The organism is Rhodococcus sp. HNM0569 (assembly GCF_012726205.1).
Classification (GTDB): domain Bacteria; phylum Actinomycetota; class Actinomycetes; order Mycobacteriales; family Mycobacteriaceae; genus Rhodococcus_F.
Genome location: NZ_JAASAE010000001.1, coordinates 325,495 through 340,435, shown reverse-complemented (window position 1 = coordinate 340,435; position 14,941 = coordinate 325,495). Strand labels below are relative to the sequence as shown.

At 70.0% G+C, this 14,941-nt stretch carries 13 protein-coding genes and 1 pseudogene; 11 read left to right on the top strand and 3 right to left on the bottom strand.

The window, feature by feature from the left end; genetic code table 11:
* Positions 1-10 precede the first annotated feature (10 nt).
* The 6 genes from HCA44_RS01575 (at position 11) to HCA44_RS01550 (ending at position 5,546) form a co-directional block, all read left to right on the top strand.
* Positions 11-1,357, top strand: coding sequence for a pitrilysin family protein (locus tag HCA44_RS01575; RefSeq protein ID WP_169646757.1), 1,347 nt, complete (start codon positions 11-13; stop codon positions 1,355-1,357).
* A 7-nt stretch (positions 1,358-1,364) separates the two neighbouring features.
* A complete protein-coding gene (locus HCA44_RS01570) occupies positions 1,365-2,468 on the top strand; it encodes an alcohol dehydrogenase catalytic domain-containing protein (protein WP_169646756.1) in 1,104 nt (367 codons plus the stop codon).
* Between the two features lie 80 nt (positions 2,469-2,548).
* The gene (dapB, locus tag HCA44_RS01565) at positions 2,549-3,307 is read left to right on the top strand and encodes a 4-hydroxy-tetrahydrodipicolinate reductase (RefSeq protein ID WP_169646755.1); all 759 of its coding nucleotides are present in this window, start codon (positions 2,549-2,551) and stop codon (positions 3,305-3,307) included.
* Complete coding sequence (locus tag HCA44_RS01560; RefSeq protein ID WP_346764515.1) at positions 3,304-3,780, top strand: hypothetical protein; 477 nt, start codon at positions 3,304-3,306, stop codon at positions 3,778-3,780. Before dapB ends, HCA44_RS01560 begins: the two co-directional genes overlap by 4 nt.
* A 19-nt stretch (positions 3,781-3,799) precedes the next feature.
* Entirely contained in the window at positions 3,800-4,252 is a 453-nt protein-coding gene (locus tag HCA44_RS01555; RefSeq protein ID WP_169646754.1) for an NAD(P)H-dependent oxidoreductase, read from the top strand.
* Between the two features lie 52 nt (positions 4,253-4,304).
* Positions 4,305-5,546 (top strand): crosslink repair DNA glycosylase YcaQ family protein, encoded by a 1,242-nt coding sequence (locus tag HCA44_RS01550; protein WP_169646753.1) that lies wholly within the window; start codon positions 4,305-4,307, stop codon positions 5,544-5,546.
* On the opposite strand, the gene HCA44_RS01545 is transcribed toward HCA44_RS01550, so the two are convergent.
* From HCA44_RS01545 to HCA44_RS01535, 3 genes and pseudogenes are all read right to left on the bottom strand, one after another.
* Positions 5,521-5,958, bottom strand: coding sequence for an SRPBCC family protein (locus tag HCA44_RS01545; protein ID WP_169646752.1), 438 nt, complete (start codon positions 5,956-5,958; stop codon positions 5,521-5,523). The genes HCA44_RS01550 and HCA44_RS01545 overlap by 26 nt on opposite strands.
* A 188-nt stretch (positions 5,959-6,146) precedes the next feature.
* Positions 6,147-6,587, bottom strand: a pseudogene (locus tag HCA44_RS01540) (toxin-antitoxin system HicB family antitoxin); the annotation flags it as partial.
* A gap of 84 nt (positions 6,588-6,671) precedes the next feature.
* Complete coding sequence (locus HCA44_RS01535; RefSeq protein WP_240945220.1) at positions 6,672-7,514, bottom strand: tyrosine-protein phosphatase; 843 nt, start codon at positions 7,512-7,514, stop codon at positions 6,672-6,674.
* Positions 7,515-7,713: 199 nt separating this feature from the next.
* On the opposite strand from HCA44_RS01535, the gene thyX reads away from it, so the two are divergent.
* The 5 genes from thyX (at position 7,714) to HCA44_RS01510 (ending at position 14,790) form a co-directional block, all read left to right on the top strand.
* Positions 7,714-8,466, top strand: coding sequence for an FAD-dependent thymidylate synthase (gene thyX / locus HCA44_RS01530; protein WP_169646750.1), 753 nt, complete (start codon positions 7,714-7,716; stop codon positions 8,464-8,466).
* Between the two features lie 108 nt (positions 8,467-8,574).
* Positions 8,575-9,480, top strand: a complete 906-nt coding sequence (gene dapA / locus HCA44_RS01525) for a 4-hydroxy-tetrahydrodipicolinate synthase (RefSeq protein WP_169646749.1) — start codon at positions 8,575-8,577, stop codon at positions 9,478-9,480.
* Positions 9,480-11,438, top strand: a complete 1,959-nt coding sequence (locus HCA44_RS01520; protein WP_169646748.1) for a ribonuclease J — start codon at positions 9,480-9,482, stop codon at positions 11,436-11,438. Before dapA ends, HCA44_RS01520 begins: the two co-directional genes overlap by 1 nt.
* Before the next feature lie 16 nt (positions 11,439-11,454).
* Positions 11,455-12,087, top strand: coding sequence for a TIGR03085 family metal-binding protein (locus HCA44_RS01515; RefSeq protein ID WP_169646747.1), 633 nt, complete (start codon positions 11,455-11,457; stop codon positions 12,085-12,087).
* Positions 12,088-12,156: 69 nt separating this feature from the next.
* Entirely contained in the window at positions 12,157-14,790 is a 2,634-nt protein-coding gene (locus HCA44_RS01510; RefSeq protein ID WP_169646746.1) for a DNA translocase FtsK, read from the top strand.
* Positions 14,791-14,941 lie beyond the last annotated feature (151 nt).

Sequence of the window (14,941 nt, the reverse complement as noted above, 5' to 3'; positions counted from 1 at the left end):
CCGTTCGTCGATGACCAGCCGATACCGCTCCCGCCCCGGCCGCGCGCAGGCCGTCCCGCGCCCCGGATCCGCCGACGCCATCGGCGTCGCCCGCACCGTCCTCCCCAACGGCGTTCGCGTCGTCACCGAGTACGTTCCCGGCGTGCGTTCGGCGTCGGTCGGCGTCTGGGTGGGCGTCGGCTCACGCGACGAGCACCCGTCGGTCGCCGGCGCCGCGCACTTCCTCGAACACCTGTTGTTCAAGGCGACGCCGACCAGGTCTGCGCTCGACATGGCTCAGGTCATGGACGGTGTCGGCGGCGAGCTCAATGCGTTCACCACCAAGGAACACACCTGCTTCTACGCGCACGTCCTCGACGACGACCTGCCGATGGCGCTCGACCTCGTCTCCGACGTCGTCCTGCACGGCCTGTGCCGGGCCGAGGACGTCGACGTCGAACGCCAGGTGGTGCTCGAGGAGATCGCGATGCGCGACGACGATCCCGAAGATCTCGTGGGCGACGCATTCCTGACGGCGCTGTTCGGCGACCATCCTGTCGGTAGACCCGTGATCGGCTCGACGTCGTCCGTCGAGGACATGACCCGCGCGCAATTGCACTCGTTCCACACCCGTCGCTACACGCCGCGGCACACCGTCGTCGCGGTCGCGGGCAATGTCGACCACGCGGACACCGTCGAGTTGGTGCGCCGCGCCTTCGCCGGCCGCGTCGCCGAGGCCGATCCCGCACCGCGGCGCGCGGGCCGGGCACGCGTGCGCACCGCGCCGTCGCTCGTCGTGCACGAACGTGACAGCGAGCAGGCGCATCTCGCGCTCGGCGTGCGCTCGTACGGCCGCCACGAGCCCGAGAAATGGGCGGTGCAGGTCCTCAACGCCGCGGTCGGCGGCGGGCTGAGTTCACGGTTGTTCCAGGAGGTACGCGAGATCCGCGGTCTGGCGTACTCGGTGTACTCGGGAATCGACTCGTTCGCCGACACCGGTGCCTTCTCGGTGTACGCGGGCTGCCAGCCGGAGAACCTCGGTGAGGTCGCGACGGTCGTGCGCGAAGTGCTCGCGGCGGTCGCCTCCCGCGGCATCACGGATGTCGAGTGCGCCAGGGCGAAAGGCTCGCTGCGCGGCAATCTCGTTCTCGGCCTGGAGGATTCGGCGTCGAGGATGACGCGGATCGGGCGCAGTGAACTGAACTACGCGAGCCACCAGAGCGTCGACGACACGCTCGCGCACATCGACGCCGTCACGCCAGCCGACGTCCGCCGCGTCGCCCGGCGTCTCCTGCGCAGGCCGTTCGGCGCGGCAGTCGTCGGCCCCTATCGGCGCACTCGCGACCTGCCCGCGTCCGTACGCGGGCTCGTGTCATGATCGCGGCATGAGAATCAGGGGAGCGGTGCTCGAGGAGATCGGGCGGTCGCGCCCGTACGCCCGGTCGACGCCGATCACGATGTCCGAACTCGAACTCGACCCGCCGAGCGACGGCGAGATCCTCGTACGCATCGAAGCCGCCGGGCTGTGCCACTCCGACCTGTCGGTCGTCGACGGCAACCGGGTGCGGCCGGTCCCGATGTTGCTCGGACACGAGGCCGCGGGCCGCGTCGAAGCGCTCGGCCCCGGCGTCGACGACCTCGAACTCGGGCAACGCGTCGTGATGACCTTCCTGCCCCGCTGCGGCGAGTGCGCCGCGTGCGCCACCGACGGCGCGATGCCGTGCACCGAAGGCTCGCGTGCCAACAACGAGGGCGTGCTGCTGCGCGGCGGCCGCAGGCTGCACCGCGACGGCCGGGAGGTCCAGCACCATCTCGGGGTGTCGGGGTTCGCGACGCACGCCGTCGTCGACCGCCGCTCGGTCGTCCCGGTCGGCGACGACGTCCCACCCGACGTCGCGGCCGTGCTCGGCTGCGCCGTGCTCACCGGCGGCGGTGCGGTCCTCAACGCGGGCAAGCCCGCACCGGGCGACACGGTCGTCGTCGTCGGACTCGGTGGCGTCGGCATGGCTGCGGTGCTCGCAGCGGTCTCGCTCGGCTGCCGCGTCGTCGGCGTCGACGCGGTCGAGTCGAAGCTGCGCACCGCCCGCGAACTCGGTGCCGCGGCCACGTACACACCGCAGCACGCGACGGCCGACGCGGTGCGCGCGCCCCTCGTCGTCGAAGCTGCGGGCAACGCCCGTGCATTCGAGACCGCGCTCGCGCTCACCGCCGCCGGTGGCACCACAGTCACCGTCGGACTGCCCGCGCCGGACGCCGTCGCGTCGGTGTCGCCGCTCGTACTCGTCGCCGAGGCCCGCACCGTGATCGGGAGCTATCTCGGTTCGGCGGTGCCGTCACGCGACATCCCGGTCTACGAGCAGTTGTGGCGCGACGGCCGACTGCCCGTCGAGAAGCTGATCTCGGCACGTATCCGGCTCGACGAGGTCAACGCCGGGATGGACGCGCTCGCCGACGGCACCGCACTGCGGCAGGTCGTGCTGTTCGACTGACGCGACCTCGCGGGGGCCGCGAGCGGCGCGATGCGTACGCTGAACGCGGACGTCGGACGAGCGGAAACGGAGTGAAAGACGTGAATGCACCTGCCACCGTCAAGGTCGGAGTGCTCGGATCGCACGGCAAGGTCGGGCAGGCGATGTGCGCGGCGGTCGACGCGGCAGCAGATCTCGAACTCTCCGCGGGGGTCGACCGCGACGACAGCCTCGATCGGTTCGTCGACACCGGTACCCAGGTGGTCATCGACTTCACCCATCCCGACGTCGTGATGGACAACCTGGAATTCCTGATCCGCAACGGCATCCACGCAGTCGTCGGCACCACCGGTTTCGACGAGGCACGGCTGGAGACCGTCCGGTCCTGGCTCGCCGACCAGCCGTCGGTCGGCGTCCTGATCGCCCCGAACTTCGCGATCGGCGCCGTGCTGTCGATGCGTTTCGCTGCGGCGGCCGCACGCTTCTACGACTCCGTCGAGGTCGTCGAACTGCACCACCCGCACAAGGCCGACGCCCCGTCGGGCACTGCCTACCGCACCGCAGCGCTCATCGCGCAGGCCCGGGCCGATGCCGGGGTCGGCCCGAGCCCCGACGCCACGACCACCGAGCTCGCCGGGGCCCGCGGCGCCGACGTCGACGGCGTGCGCGTGCACTCGGTGCGCCTCGCCGGGCTCGTCGCCCACCAGGAAGTGCTGCTCGGCACCGAAGGCGAAACTCTCACCATCCGGCACGACTCGCTCGACCGCACGTCGTTCGCGCCCGGGGTGCTGCTGGGCGTACGCGAGATCGGCGACCGGCCCGGGCTCACCGTCGGACTCGACCCCCTGCTCGACCTGTGAGAAATCCCGTCGTCCGCGTCACGGGCCTCATCGCCGCGATGGTGCTGGCCCTCGCGTTCTACTTCGTTCTCCTCGGCGACCGAGGCATCGCGCTCGTGCGCGACGGCCGGCCGGTCTCCGTCGTGTTCGGGATCGCTGTGCTCGTGCTGCCGATACTCGGCATCTGGATCGTGTACGCGACGTTGCGCGCCGGGTTCGCGCACCAACATCTCGCACACCGGGCCCACGACGAGGACCTCGAACTCGACGTGACCGACCTGCCGAAGATGCCGTCGGGCCGCGTCGAACGCGATGCGGCGGACGCGCTGTTCGCTCAGGTCAAATCCGAATGGGAAACCGACCCCGACAACTGGCGCAGCTCGTACCGGCTCGCCCGCGCATACGACTACGCAGGCGACCGCTCGCGGGCGCGGGACACGATGCGCCGTGCCGTCGAACTCGAACGCGCCGAGCGCCGGGCGCGCGGCACCTGAGCCTCGTACTCTCGGCAGGATGAAGACCCTCCTCGTCGTCCACCACACACCGTCGCCGTTCATGCAGGAGATGTTCGAAGCGGTGCTTTCCGGTGCGTCCGATCCCGAGATCGAAGGGGTCGAGATCGTGCGTCGCCCCGCCCTCACGGTGTCGCCCAGCGACATGCTCGAGGCCGACGGCTACGTCCTCGGCAGCCCCGCCAACCTCGGATACGTCAGCGGAGCGCTCAAACATGCGTTCGACGTGTGCTACTACCCGATCCTCGACTCGACCCGGGGGCGCCCGTTCGGGCTGTACCTGCACGGCAACCAGGGCACCGAAGGAGCCGAGCGCGCCGTCGACGCGATCACCGGCGGCCTGGGCTGGACGAAGGCAGCCGAGTACGTCATCGCGTCGGGCAAGCCGGCCAAAGCCGACCTCGACGCGTGCTGGGAGCTGGGTGCGACGGTCGCCGCAAGCCTCATGGAGTGAGGTCGGTCGCGCGTGGCACGGCTGTGTCGGTCGTGCGTGGCACGATGCGTTCATGGAGGAGCTCACCGCGGCCGCCGCACGCCGGATCGGTCTCGCCGCGCAGGGTTTCGGGTCGCGGCCGGTCAAACCCACCCGGCGCGCCGTCGCGTCGGTCACGCAACGGCTCGGGCTCTACCAGATCGACTCGGTGTCGGTCGTGGTGCGCGCACACTACATGCCGCTGTTCAGCCGCCTCGGTGCGTACGACCGCGCGATGCTCGACGACGCCGCGTGGTCGCACAGCGCTCGCCGCCCCCGAACGCTCGTCGAGTACTGGGCACACGAGGCCGCGTTCATGCCGATCGAGTTGTGGCCGCACATGCGGTGGCGCATGCAGCACTTCAGCGGCGGGCGCTGGGGACACGCCGCGAAGGTCGAGAAGCGCAATCCGTCTCTCGCGCAGGACATCCTGGACGTCGTCGCGGAGCGTGGCGCGGTGAGTGCCGGCGAAATCGAGACGTACCTCGACCTCGCCCGCCCGGGCAAGAAGGGGCCGTGGTGGGACCGCAGCGACACCAAGATCATCTGCGAGCAGCTGTTCTCGTCGGGTGCACTCGCAGTCGACAGCCGCGGCGGATTCGTTCGCCACTACGATCTCGCGGAACGGGTCGTCCCGCCCCGCCTGCTGAACCGGCGAGTCGACGAAGCCGACGCGATCCGCGAACTCGTCGCGCGATCGGTGCGCGCTCTCGGTGTCGGTACCGAGGCCGACATCCGCGACTACTACCGGCTGTCCGCCGCGCAGACCAAGCCCGCGCTCCGTGATCTCGTCGACGCAGGCAGCGTCGCGCGCGTCGGGGTGCAGGGCACGGATGCACCCGCCTTCCTCGATGTCGACGCCCGCAAGCCGCGCCGCATCGACGCGCGGGCGCTGTTGTGCCCGTTCGATCCGCTGATCTTCTTCCGGCCGCGCACCGAGCGCATGTTCGGCTTCCGCTACCGCATAGAGATCTACACGCCCGCCGCGCGCCGGGTGCACGGCTACTACGTCTTCCCGTTCCTACTGGGCGACGAGCTGGTGGCCCGTGTCGACCTCAAGGCCGACCGCGCACGCGGTGTGCTCGACGTGCGTGCGGCGTGGCACGAACCGGGCGTCGACACGACGCGCGTCGCAGGAGAACTCGCGACGGCGCTCGGCGAGCTCGCCGAGTGGCTCGAGCTGGGACGCGTCGAGGTCGCCGACCGAGGCGACCTCGCCGGCCCCCTCCGCACGGAGACGACCGCGAGCGTCAGCGCTGCTCGAGGAATTTCGTGAGGCCCTTGCTCGCGGTGTCGAGTGCAGTCTTCTGACCCTTCTTCACCAGGAAGCCGGGCAACGGGATCTTCGGGTCGACCGTGAGCTCGAATTCGACGCTGGTCGTGCCGCGCTCGGTGGGCGCGAGCTGGTAGCGGCCGTCCTGCGCCTTCTGCTGGTCGCTCTCGATCAGGGTCCACGCGATCACCGCATCGCCGTCGTACGAATACTCGACGAGCTGCACGTCGTTGATCCCGAGTACCGACATCGTCATGCGCACCAGACGTGGGCGGCCGTCGTCGTAGGACGACTCGACGGTGACGGACTTGTGCGCCGACGACCACTCGGGCAGCCGCTCGACCGCGACGAGCGCCGACATCACATCGGCCGGTGCGGCGTCGATCTCGAATTCCTTGCTTCCCGACACGGCCACGTGGCGCTCCTTTTCCCCGGTGGCGGCATCGCCCGCCACGACGGTGGTCATTAGACCATCACCGCGCGTGTTCGTCGTCACGTGCCTGTCGGTCCACCGTCCTCCGTCGAGCCCCCGGCTGTGGGACCGGGATCGGTGGAGTCGGTGGGCCGGTTCGGCCGCCGGGGCGCGCCGGTGGGCCAGCCGCCGCGCATCTGATCGCGTAGTGCGCCCTGCACGGCCTGCGACATCCAGGCATTGAGTGATACGCCGTTCTCCGACGCGGCCTCTTCCGCTTTGGCTTTGAGCTGTTCGACGAGTCGCAGCGTGACCCGGCTGATGTCGCCGCCGACCTCCGTGAACGCGGCGCCGAGGTCGTCGGCAGCGGTGCCGGACGGTCCGGAGCGGTCGGACGCCCGCACGTCCGCACGCACGCGATCGCCGTCCATGCGCAGGTCGATCGATCGGTCGGGAAGCTGTGCGGCGATCTCGTCGGCGAACTCGCCGAGCGCGCTCAACAGCACGAGTTGCGCCGACGGGCCGGCCGCGTCCGCGAGCGCGGAAGCGGTGGCCCGCGTCTGCTCGTCGCCGAGTGCGGCCGCGGCGGTGAGGTGTTCGCGGAGACGCTGTACGTGGGGTTCGAGGTCCATGATGTCAGTATGACGTCATCTGTGACATCATGCCAGGGTATTCATGACATCAGGTTGGTGTCATCATGGCGCCGCCAGCGGATCTCAGGCCTCGAGCAGCTTCGCGCGCAGGGTGTCGAGGTCCTCGGCGGACAGTCCGAGCCCGTCCCGTACGTACGTGTCGAAGTCGCCGTACACGGCGGTGACCGTCTCGAACGAAATGTCCAGCCACTCGGCGGACACCCCGTCGATGCCCGGATTCTGCGGGTCGGCCCCGCGGTAGCGGTTGCTCAGCAGGTAGTCCTCCTCGATCGTGTCGCGCGGGACGCCCAGGATCGTGAGGAGCACCGCGGTCGTCCAGCCGGTGCGGTCCTTGCCCGCGCTGCAGTGGTAGAGCACCGCGCCGTCCGACTCGACGAGGTCGCGCAGTACGGCGCCGAACGCCTGATTCGCGCCCGGGCCGGTCACGAACGCGCGGTACGCTGACGGCATGTCGACGAGGGTCGTGACGGGCGAGCCGCCCAGCGCGTCGTACCAGTTCGCTGTGGCGCCCTCGGGTACGAGGTCGGGTGCGACGGTGCGCTCGTAGACCGTGCGGAGGTCGTCGACGTCGGTCACGCCGAGTTCGGTCAATCGCGCCAGGTCGGTGGGCGTTGCGTCGTCGAGCGCCGCGGTGCGCAGTACCTTGCCGGTGCGGACGTGCCTGCCGTCGACCGTCGCGTAGCCGCCGAGGTCGCGCGCGTTCTCGACGCCTTCGAGGTGCAGCGAGCCGGCGTCCCACGGCGCTGCCTCGGCGGTGGGGGTGGGTATCGCCCGGGTCGGCGCCGCGGCGTACGCGGGCGCTGTGCCGGCGAGCAGTGTGCCTGCCGCGAGTCCGGCGACCAGTGTTGCGCGCAGGCCGGTGCGGCGGGCGGATCGGGAACGGGAGAGGCGACCGTGTTCGGTCAAGGCGGATCTCCTTCGGGAAGGCGACGTGCTGCATTGAGTGCGAGATGCGGCGGTGTGTGGCGGAGAGATTCGTGTGACGTGAAGAAGGTAACCCGGTGCGGTGAACAGGCGGCGGACGAAATGCGCACGGAACGTGTGCGAGGACGTCGGCGCGGGCGCACGGGTAGAGTGCGACCTCCGGCGTAGCTAGGAGGACGAGATGGCCGACGCTGCCGAACTCGCGGTGCGGCTCGTCGCGAAGACCGAGTTCTTCGCGCCCGAGGACGTCGACTGGCGCACGGATGCCGACGGCGGCGAAGCGCTGTCCGAGTTCGCGGGCCGCGCGTGCTACCAGACGTGGTCCAAGCCGAATCCCCGCACCGCGACGAATGCCGGCTATCTGCGGCACATGCTCACCGTCGGGCACGACTCGGTGCTCGAACACGCGAGTGCGAGTTTCTACGTCACCGGCATCTCCCGCTCGTGCACCCACGAGTTGATCCGGCATCGTCACCTGTCGCTCTCGCAGATGTCGCAACGTTTCGTGCGCGAAGACGAGGCGCGGGTCGTCGTTCCTCCTGCAGTCGAGGGCGATCCGGTGCTCGAGGCGCTGTTCGCGAAGGCGACCGACGCGAGCAGGGAGGCCTACCGGGAACTCCTCGACGCCCTCGAACGGTCGCTCGACGACATCCCGAGTACTCCGCTGCGCAATCGCGCGGCGCGGCAGGCAGCGCGCGCGGTGCTCCCGAACGCCACCGAGACCAAGCTCGTCGTGACGGGCAACTACCGTGCGTGGCGGCACTTCGTGTCGATGCGCGCGACCGAACATGCCGACCTCGAGATCCGGCGGGTCGCGATCGCGTGCCTGCGCATCCTTCAGGACATCGCGCCCAACGTCTTCGGCGACTTCGAGATCACTCGCCGCGCGGACGGAACCGAGGTCGCGCGCAGCGAGTTCGCGACCGATCTCTGAGGCCGTCACCCCAGCTCACGCGGGCGACCGACACCCCCGCGGATCGAGGCGAACTCGACATGTGGAGGCTGTGCGAGTAGAGAGCACGGACCGGGTAGCCTTCTGACCATGACCTACGGTGACTACGCCCTTCCCGTCGAACGGCCGTTCGGCACAGTGTCCACCGCGATGGTGACGCCGTTCACCTCCGAGGGGAAACTGGACGTGGATGCAGGCGTGCGCCTCGCGGCGCACCTGGTCGACAACGGCTGTGACGCGCTGGTTCTGGCCGGAACCACCGGCGAGTCGCCCACCACCACCGAGCACGAGAAGCTCGAACTGCTGCGTGCCGTGATCGCCGCGGTGGGCGATCGCGCGAAGATCATCGCCGGTGCGGGCAGCAACGACACGGCCCACTCCGTGGAACTCGCGCGCGACGCCGCGCGCGCGGGCGCGCACGGGCTCCTGGTGGTCACCCCGTACTACTCGCGGCCGCCGCAGGCGGGTCTCTACGCGCATTTCACCGCGGTCGCCGACGCCACCGACCTGCCGGTCATGCTCTACGACATTCCCCCGAGATCGGTCGTCCCCATCGAAACCGAGACGATCCGCCGTCTCGCCGAGCATCCTCGAATCATGGCCGTCAAGGACGCGAAGGGCGATCTCAACGCCGGTGCCGAGTTGATCGGCACCACCGAACTGCAGTACCTGTCGGGCGACGACCCGCTGAACCTGCCGTGGCTCGCGGTCGGCGCCGTCGGCTTCGTCAGCGTCATCGGACACCTCGTCCCCGGTCGGCTGCGCGAGTTGCACTCGGCGTTCGCCGCGGGTGATCTCGTACGGGCGCGCGCGATCAACCTCTCGCTCGTGCCCGTCATCCGATCGGTCGCGCGTCTCGGCGGCGTCAGCGCGTCCAAGGCCGGCTTGCGGCTCGTCGGCCTCGACGTGGGCGAGCCACGTCTGCCACAGGTCGCGCCCACCAACGACCAGATCGACCTGCTGGCAGCGGATCTGCACGCGGCGGGGGTGCTGTGATGACGCGTCCCGTGCGCCGCCGCAGCGCGAGCCGCCAGGCAGGCCCGCCGTCGACGTCTGCCGACGCCCCCGCCGTCGTCGGCACGGGCGAGCGGCACGCGGCTCCCGAGCCCTCGACGTCGCTCGAACCTGCCTCGGACAAGCCCGTCAAGCAGGGCTCCACCAAGACCGGTGCCGCGCAGAACGGTGCGTCGCGCTCGCGGCGAGGCCGCAACAAGTCGGGCGCGAAGAGCGCCGGCCCGAAGATCGTGTCCGTCGATCCCACCGACCGGCTCGGCCCGCCGCCCAAGGCGCCGAAGAACGGTCTGCGCGTCGTCGCGCTCGGCGGTATCGGCGAGATCGGCCGCAACATGACGGTCTTCGAGCACCAGGGCAAGCTTCTGATCGTCGACTGCGGCGTGCTGTTCCCGGAGGACCAGCAGCCCGGTGTCGACCTCATCCTGCCGGACTTCCGGTGGATCGAAGACCGCATCGACGACGTCGAGGCACTGGTGCTCACGCACGGCCACGAAGACCACATCGGCGCCGTGCCGTTCCTGTTGCGGCTTCGTCCCGACATCCCGGTCGTCGGTTCGAAGTTCACGCTCGCGCTGGTCGCGGCGAAGGCCCGCGAACACCGTCAGCGGCCCAGGCTCGTCGAGGTCACCGAGGGTCAGCGCACCCAGCACGGTCCGTTCGAACTCGAGTACTTCGCGGTCAACCACTCGATCCCGGACGCGATCGCCGTCGCGATCCGCACCGATGCGGGCGTCGTGCTGCACACCGGTGACATCAAACTCGACCAGTTGCCGCTCGACGGCCGGCTGACCGACCTCGCGGGCTTTTCGCGGCTCGGCGACGAAGGCGTCGACCTGTTCCTGGTCGACTCGACCAATGCAGAGGTGCCCGGCTTCGTCACCCCCGAACGCGAGATCGGTGGGGTCCTCGACACCGTCATCGGCAAGGCCAAGCAGCGTGTCATCGTCGCGTCCTTCGCAAGCCACGTGCACCGCATTCAACAGGTCGTCGACGTCGCCCACCGGTACAACCGGCGCGTCGCGTTCGTGGGCCGCTCGATGGTCCGCAACATGCAGATCGCGCAGGATCTCGGCTATCTCTCGGTGCCCGACGGCCTGATCGTCGACATCGACACCGCCGCGAACCTGCCGGACGACCGGCTGGTGCTGGTCTCGACCGGTTCGCAGGGCGAGCCGCTGTCGGCGCTCTCGCGCATGGCGCGGGGCGAGCACCGTCAGATCAACGTCCGCGCGAACGACCTCGTCGTGCTCGCGTCGTCCCTCATTCCGGGCAACGAGAACTCGGTGTTCGCGGTCGTCAACGGACTCGCCAGGCGGGGTGCGACCGTCGTGACCCAGCAGAACGCCAAGGTCCACGTGTCGGGCCACGCGTCGGCGGGCGAGCTCCTCTACCTGTACAACGCGGTGCGGCCGAGCAATGCGATGCCGGTGCACGGAGAGTGGCGGCATCTGCGTGCCAATGCCGCACTCGCCGAGGCGACGGGTGTCCCGAAGGAACGCGTCGTGCTCGCCGAAGACGGCGTCGTGGTCGACATGGTCGACGGGCTCGCCGAGATCACGGGCCGGGTGCCGGTCGGCCACGTGTACGTGGACGGGCTGTCGGTCGGCGACGTGGGCGACTCGACGCTGTCCGACCGGCTCGTGCTCGGCGAAGGTGGTTTCATCGCGATCACCGTCGCGGTCGACGAGGACACCGGACGTGCGGTCAGCACACCCGAGGTGTCGGGCCGCGGGTTCTCCGACGACCCGACGGCCCTCGCCGAGGCGGAGAAGCTCGTCGAGTCCGAACTCGTGCGCCTCGCGGGGGAGGGCATCAACGACACGCACCGGATCGCGCAGGCGATCCGCCGCGTCGTCGGTCGTTGGGTGGGCGACACGTACCGCCGCAGACCGATGATCGTGCCGACGGTCATGGCTGTCTCGGCACCGGACGCGCGCTAGCGGTAGCGTCTGTGGCGTGAGTTACGCACGCGACGAACGCCACGCTCTCGTCGAGACCCTCGTCGAGGTCGGCCCGGACGCCCCCACGCTGTGCACGGGGTGGTCGGCGCGCGACCTGGCCGCCCATCTCGCCACCCGCGAACGCAGGCCGGACGCCGCGCCGGGCATCATGCTCGCTCCGTTCGCGCGGCACACCGAGTCGGTGCAGGCCGGCTACGCGCGACAGCCCTGGAGCCGCCTCCTCGACGAGGTGCGCACCGGGCCACCGTGGTGGTCGCCGTTCCGCCTGATCGACGCGCAGGCCAACCTCGCGGAGATGTTCGTGCATCACGAGGACGTCCGGCGGGGCGGGCCCGGGTGGGAGCCGCGCACGCTGCCCGAGGGCCTCGAGGACGCACTGTGGTCGCTGGTGACCAAGATCGGCAGGCTCTCGTACCGCAAGGCGCCCGTCACGGTGCGGGTACGCCGCACCGACCGGTCCGGGGCGCCCGACGCCGACGTGCACAGTTCGGGCAGCTCGGTCGTCACGCTCGTCGGGCCTCCCTCCGAGCTGTTGCTGCACGCATTCGGGCGCGACGAGGTGCGGCTGGACTTCGTCGGCGATCCGGCCGACATCGAGGCAGTTCGCGTGCTCGACCGCGGTATGTGAGCCGCGCGCACTCGTGGTGCGTGTGTTGTAGATGGTCCCGATGGGGCCGTAGCGACTAACCTGACCGATATGGCTGGAAAGGCGAGTACGCGGGGATCGAGTGCCACGTCGAGATCGCGGACGGGCACCAAGGCCGGTTCGCGGACCGGCTCGCGCTCGGCCAAGTCCGGCTCCCGCACCACGCGCACCGTCACCACGCCCCGTCGCACCACCGCGCCCCGCGCCACGGCGACGGCACGCTCGGGTGGCCGCTCGAACGCGCGTCGCAAGCCGGTACGCAAGAGCAGCGGGCCGCTGCCCGCGCTCGGCCGCGGTGTCGGCGCCGGCTGGTCGGTCGTCGCGAAGGGTGTGGGCGCCACCACGCGTGCGGTCGGCCGTGCCCGCGACATCGAGGAGGGCCACCGACGGGACGGCCTCGCGCTCGCCCTGGTCGCCCTCGGGCTCGTCGTGGCGGGCTGTGTGTGGTTCTCGGCGGGCGGTCCCGTCGGGGGAGCGATCGAGACCGGCGTGCGCGCCGTGTTGGGTTCGGTGGCAGCGCTCGTCCCCGTCGTCGCGATCGGAATTGCCGTCACCCTGATGCGCACCGCCCCACGGCCGGAGATCCGGCCGCGACTCGTGCTCGGCGGAATTCTGCTCAGCCTGCCCGTCGCGGGACTGTGGCACTTGATCTCCGGAGCGCCCAGCGATCCCGAGGACCGTGCGCACGCCGCGGGCTTCGTCGGCTATGCGGTCGCGGGACCGCTCACCGACGGCCTCACCGAATGGCTGTCGGTGCCGGTGCTCGTGCTGATCGCGCTGTTCGGGATCCTGCTCCTCACCGGCACGACCGTGCGGGAGGTGCCCGGGAAGCTGGCCGCGCACTTCGGGTTCAGCCGTGCCCACTACGACGAGTACGGCTACCGCGACGACGATCCGGCGTTGTTCGACGTCGACGGCTACCCGGTGGATTCCCCACACCACAACTATCCGACGGACGAGTTCACGCGCGGCGGCTCCGGCGAGTTCGGGCGAGTCCCCGCTGCCGACTCGAAGACCGAGGTGCTCGGCCTGTTCGACGGCGACGCCCCCGCCGACAAGGCGGAGGCCGAGGCGCAGCCGCCGAAGAAGACGCGCAAGAAGAAGGCGTCCGCGCGCACCGAACCCGAGACCACCCAGCCGCCGCTGCCCGACGTCGACGCGTTCGTGCCCGACCGGGTCGTCGAGGGCGACTACACGCTGCCGCCCGCGTCGCTGCTCGTCGAGGGCGATCCGCCCAAGAAGCGCAGTTCCGCGAACGACGCGATGATCGAGTCGATCACCGAGGTGCTCGACCAGTTCAAGATCGATGCGGCCGTCACCGGATTCACGCGTGGCCCGACCGTCACGCGCTACGAGGTCGAACTCGGTCCGGGCGTGAAGGTCGAGAAGATCACGGCGCTCGCGCGCAACATCGCGTATGCGGTCGCCACCGACAACGTGCGCCTGCTCGCCCCGATCCCCGGCAAGTCGGCGGTCGGCATCGAGGTGCCCAACTCGGACCGCGAGATGGTGCGCCTCGCCGACGTGCTGGGGGCCCCGTCGACGCGCCGCGACCATCACCCGCTCGTGATCGGTCTCGGCAAGGACATCGAAGGCGACTTCGTGAGCGCGAACCTCGCGAAGATGCCGCACCTGCTGGTCGCGGGTTCCACCGGCTCCGGCAAGTCGAGCTTCGTCAACTCGATGCTCGTGTCGCTGCTCACGCGGGCGACACCCGACGAGGTGCGGATGATCCTGATCGACCCCAAGATGGTCGAGCTCACTCCGTACGAGGGCATCCCGCACCTGATCACGCCGATCATCACGCAGCCGAAGAAGGCCGCAGCGGCGCTCGCCTGGCTCGTCGAGGAGATGGAGCAGCGCTATCAGGACATGCAGGCGAGCAAGGTCCGCCACATCGACGACTTCAACGCGAAGGTCAAGTCGGGCGAGATCACGACACCGCTGGGCAGCGAGCGCGTGTACCGCCCGTATCCGTACATCCTCGCGATCGTCGACGAGCTCGCCGACCTCATGATGACCGCGCCGCGCGACGTCGAGGACGCGATCGTGCGGATCACCCAGAAGGCGCGCGCTGCAGGCATCCACCTGGTCCTCGCGACGCAGCGGCCCTCGGTCGACGTCGTGACGGGTCTGATCAAGACGAACGTGCCGTCGCGGCTCGCATTCGCGACGTCGTCGCTCACCGACTCGCGCGTCATCCTCGACCAGCCGGGCGCCGAGAAGCTCATCGGCATGGGCGACGGGCTGTTCCTCCCGATGGGCGCAGGCAAGCCGACGCGACTGCAGGGTGCGTTCATCACCGACGACGAGATCGCCGCCGTCGTCGACTTCACCAAGAACCAGGCCGAGCCGGAGTACACGGAAGGCGTCACGAGCGCCAAGGCAGGGGAGAAGAAGGACGTCGACCCCGACATCGGCGACGACATGGACGTGTTCCTGCAGGCGGTCGAGCTCGTCGTGTCGAGTCAGTTCGGTTCGACATCGATGCTGCAGCGCAAACTGCGGGTCGGATTCGCGAAGGCCGGTCGGCTCATGGACCTCATGGAGACGCGCGAGATCGTCGGTCCGAGCGAGGGGTCGAAGGCCCGCGAGGTACTCGTCAAACCCGACGAACTCGACGGCCTGCTGTGGTCGATCAGAGGCGGCGATCCGGCGGAGGCGCCTGGCGCTGCGGCCGACTGACCTGCGATGACCGTGTGTGTGGGATGCGCGCGGTGAAGTAGCGCGCGCGGGTGTGATTCAATGGCGTGCACGTGGAGGGGAGTATCCCCGTTTCCGCGACAGCCTCGTCAACACGAGCGGCACGATTGCCGCTCCGGGGCTGTCGGTCGAT

Bases quoted from the DNA above. Each gene is read 5' to 3' on its own strand.
- HCA44_RS01575 (WP_169646757.1), top strand. From the start codon at position 11: ATGACCAGCCGATACCGCTCCCGCCCCGGCCGCGCGCAGGCCGTCCCG.
- HCA44_RS01570 (WP_169646756.1), top strand. From the start codon at position 1,365: ATGAGAATCAGGGGAGCGGTGCTCGAGGAGATCGGGCGGTCGCGCCCG.
- HCA44_RS01555 (WP_169646754.1), top strand. From the start codon at position 3,800: ATGAAGACCCTCCTCGTCGTCCACCACACACCGTCGCCGTTCATGCAG.
- HCA44_RS01550 (WP_169646753.1), top strand. From the start codon at position 4,305: ATGGAGGAGCTCACCGCGGCCGCCGCACGCCGGATCGGTCTCGCCGCG.
- thyX (WP_169646750.1), top strand. From the start codon at position 7,714: ATGGCCGACGCTGCCGAACTCGCGGTGCGGCTCGTCGCGAAGACCGAG.
- dapA (WP_169646749.1), top strand. From the start codon at position 8,575: ATGACCTACGGTGACTACGCCCTTCCCGTCGAACGGCCGTTCGGCACA.
- HCA44_RS01520 (WP_169646748.1), top strand. From the start codon at position 9,480: ATGACGCGTCCCGTGCGCCGCCGCAGCGCGAGCCGCCAGGCAGGCCCG.
- HCA44_RS01510 (WP_169646746.1), top strand. From the start codon at position 12,157: ATGGCTGGAAAGGCGAGTACGCGGGGATCGAGTGCCACGTCGAGATCG.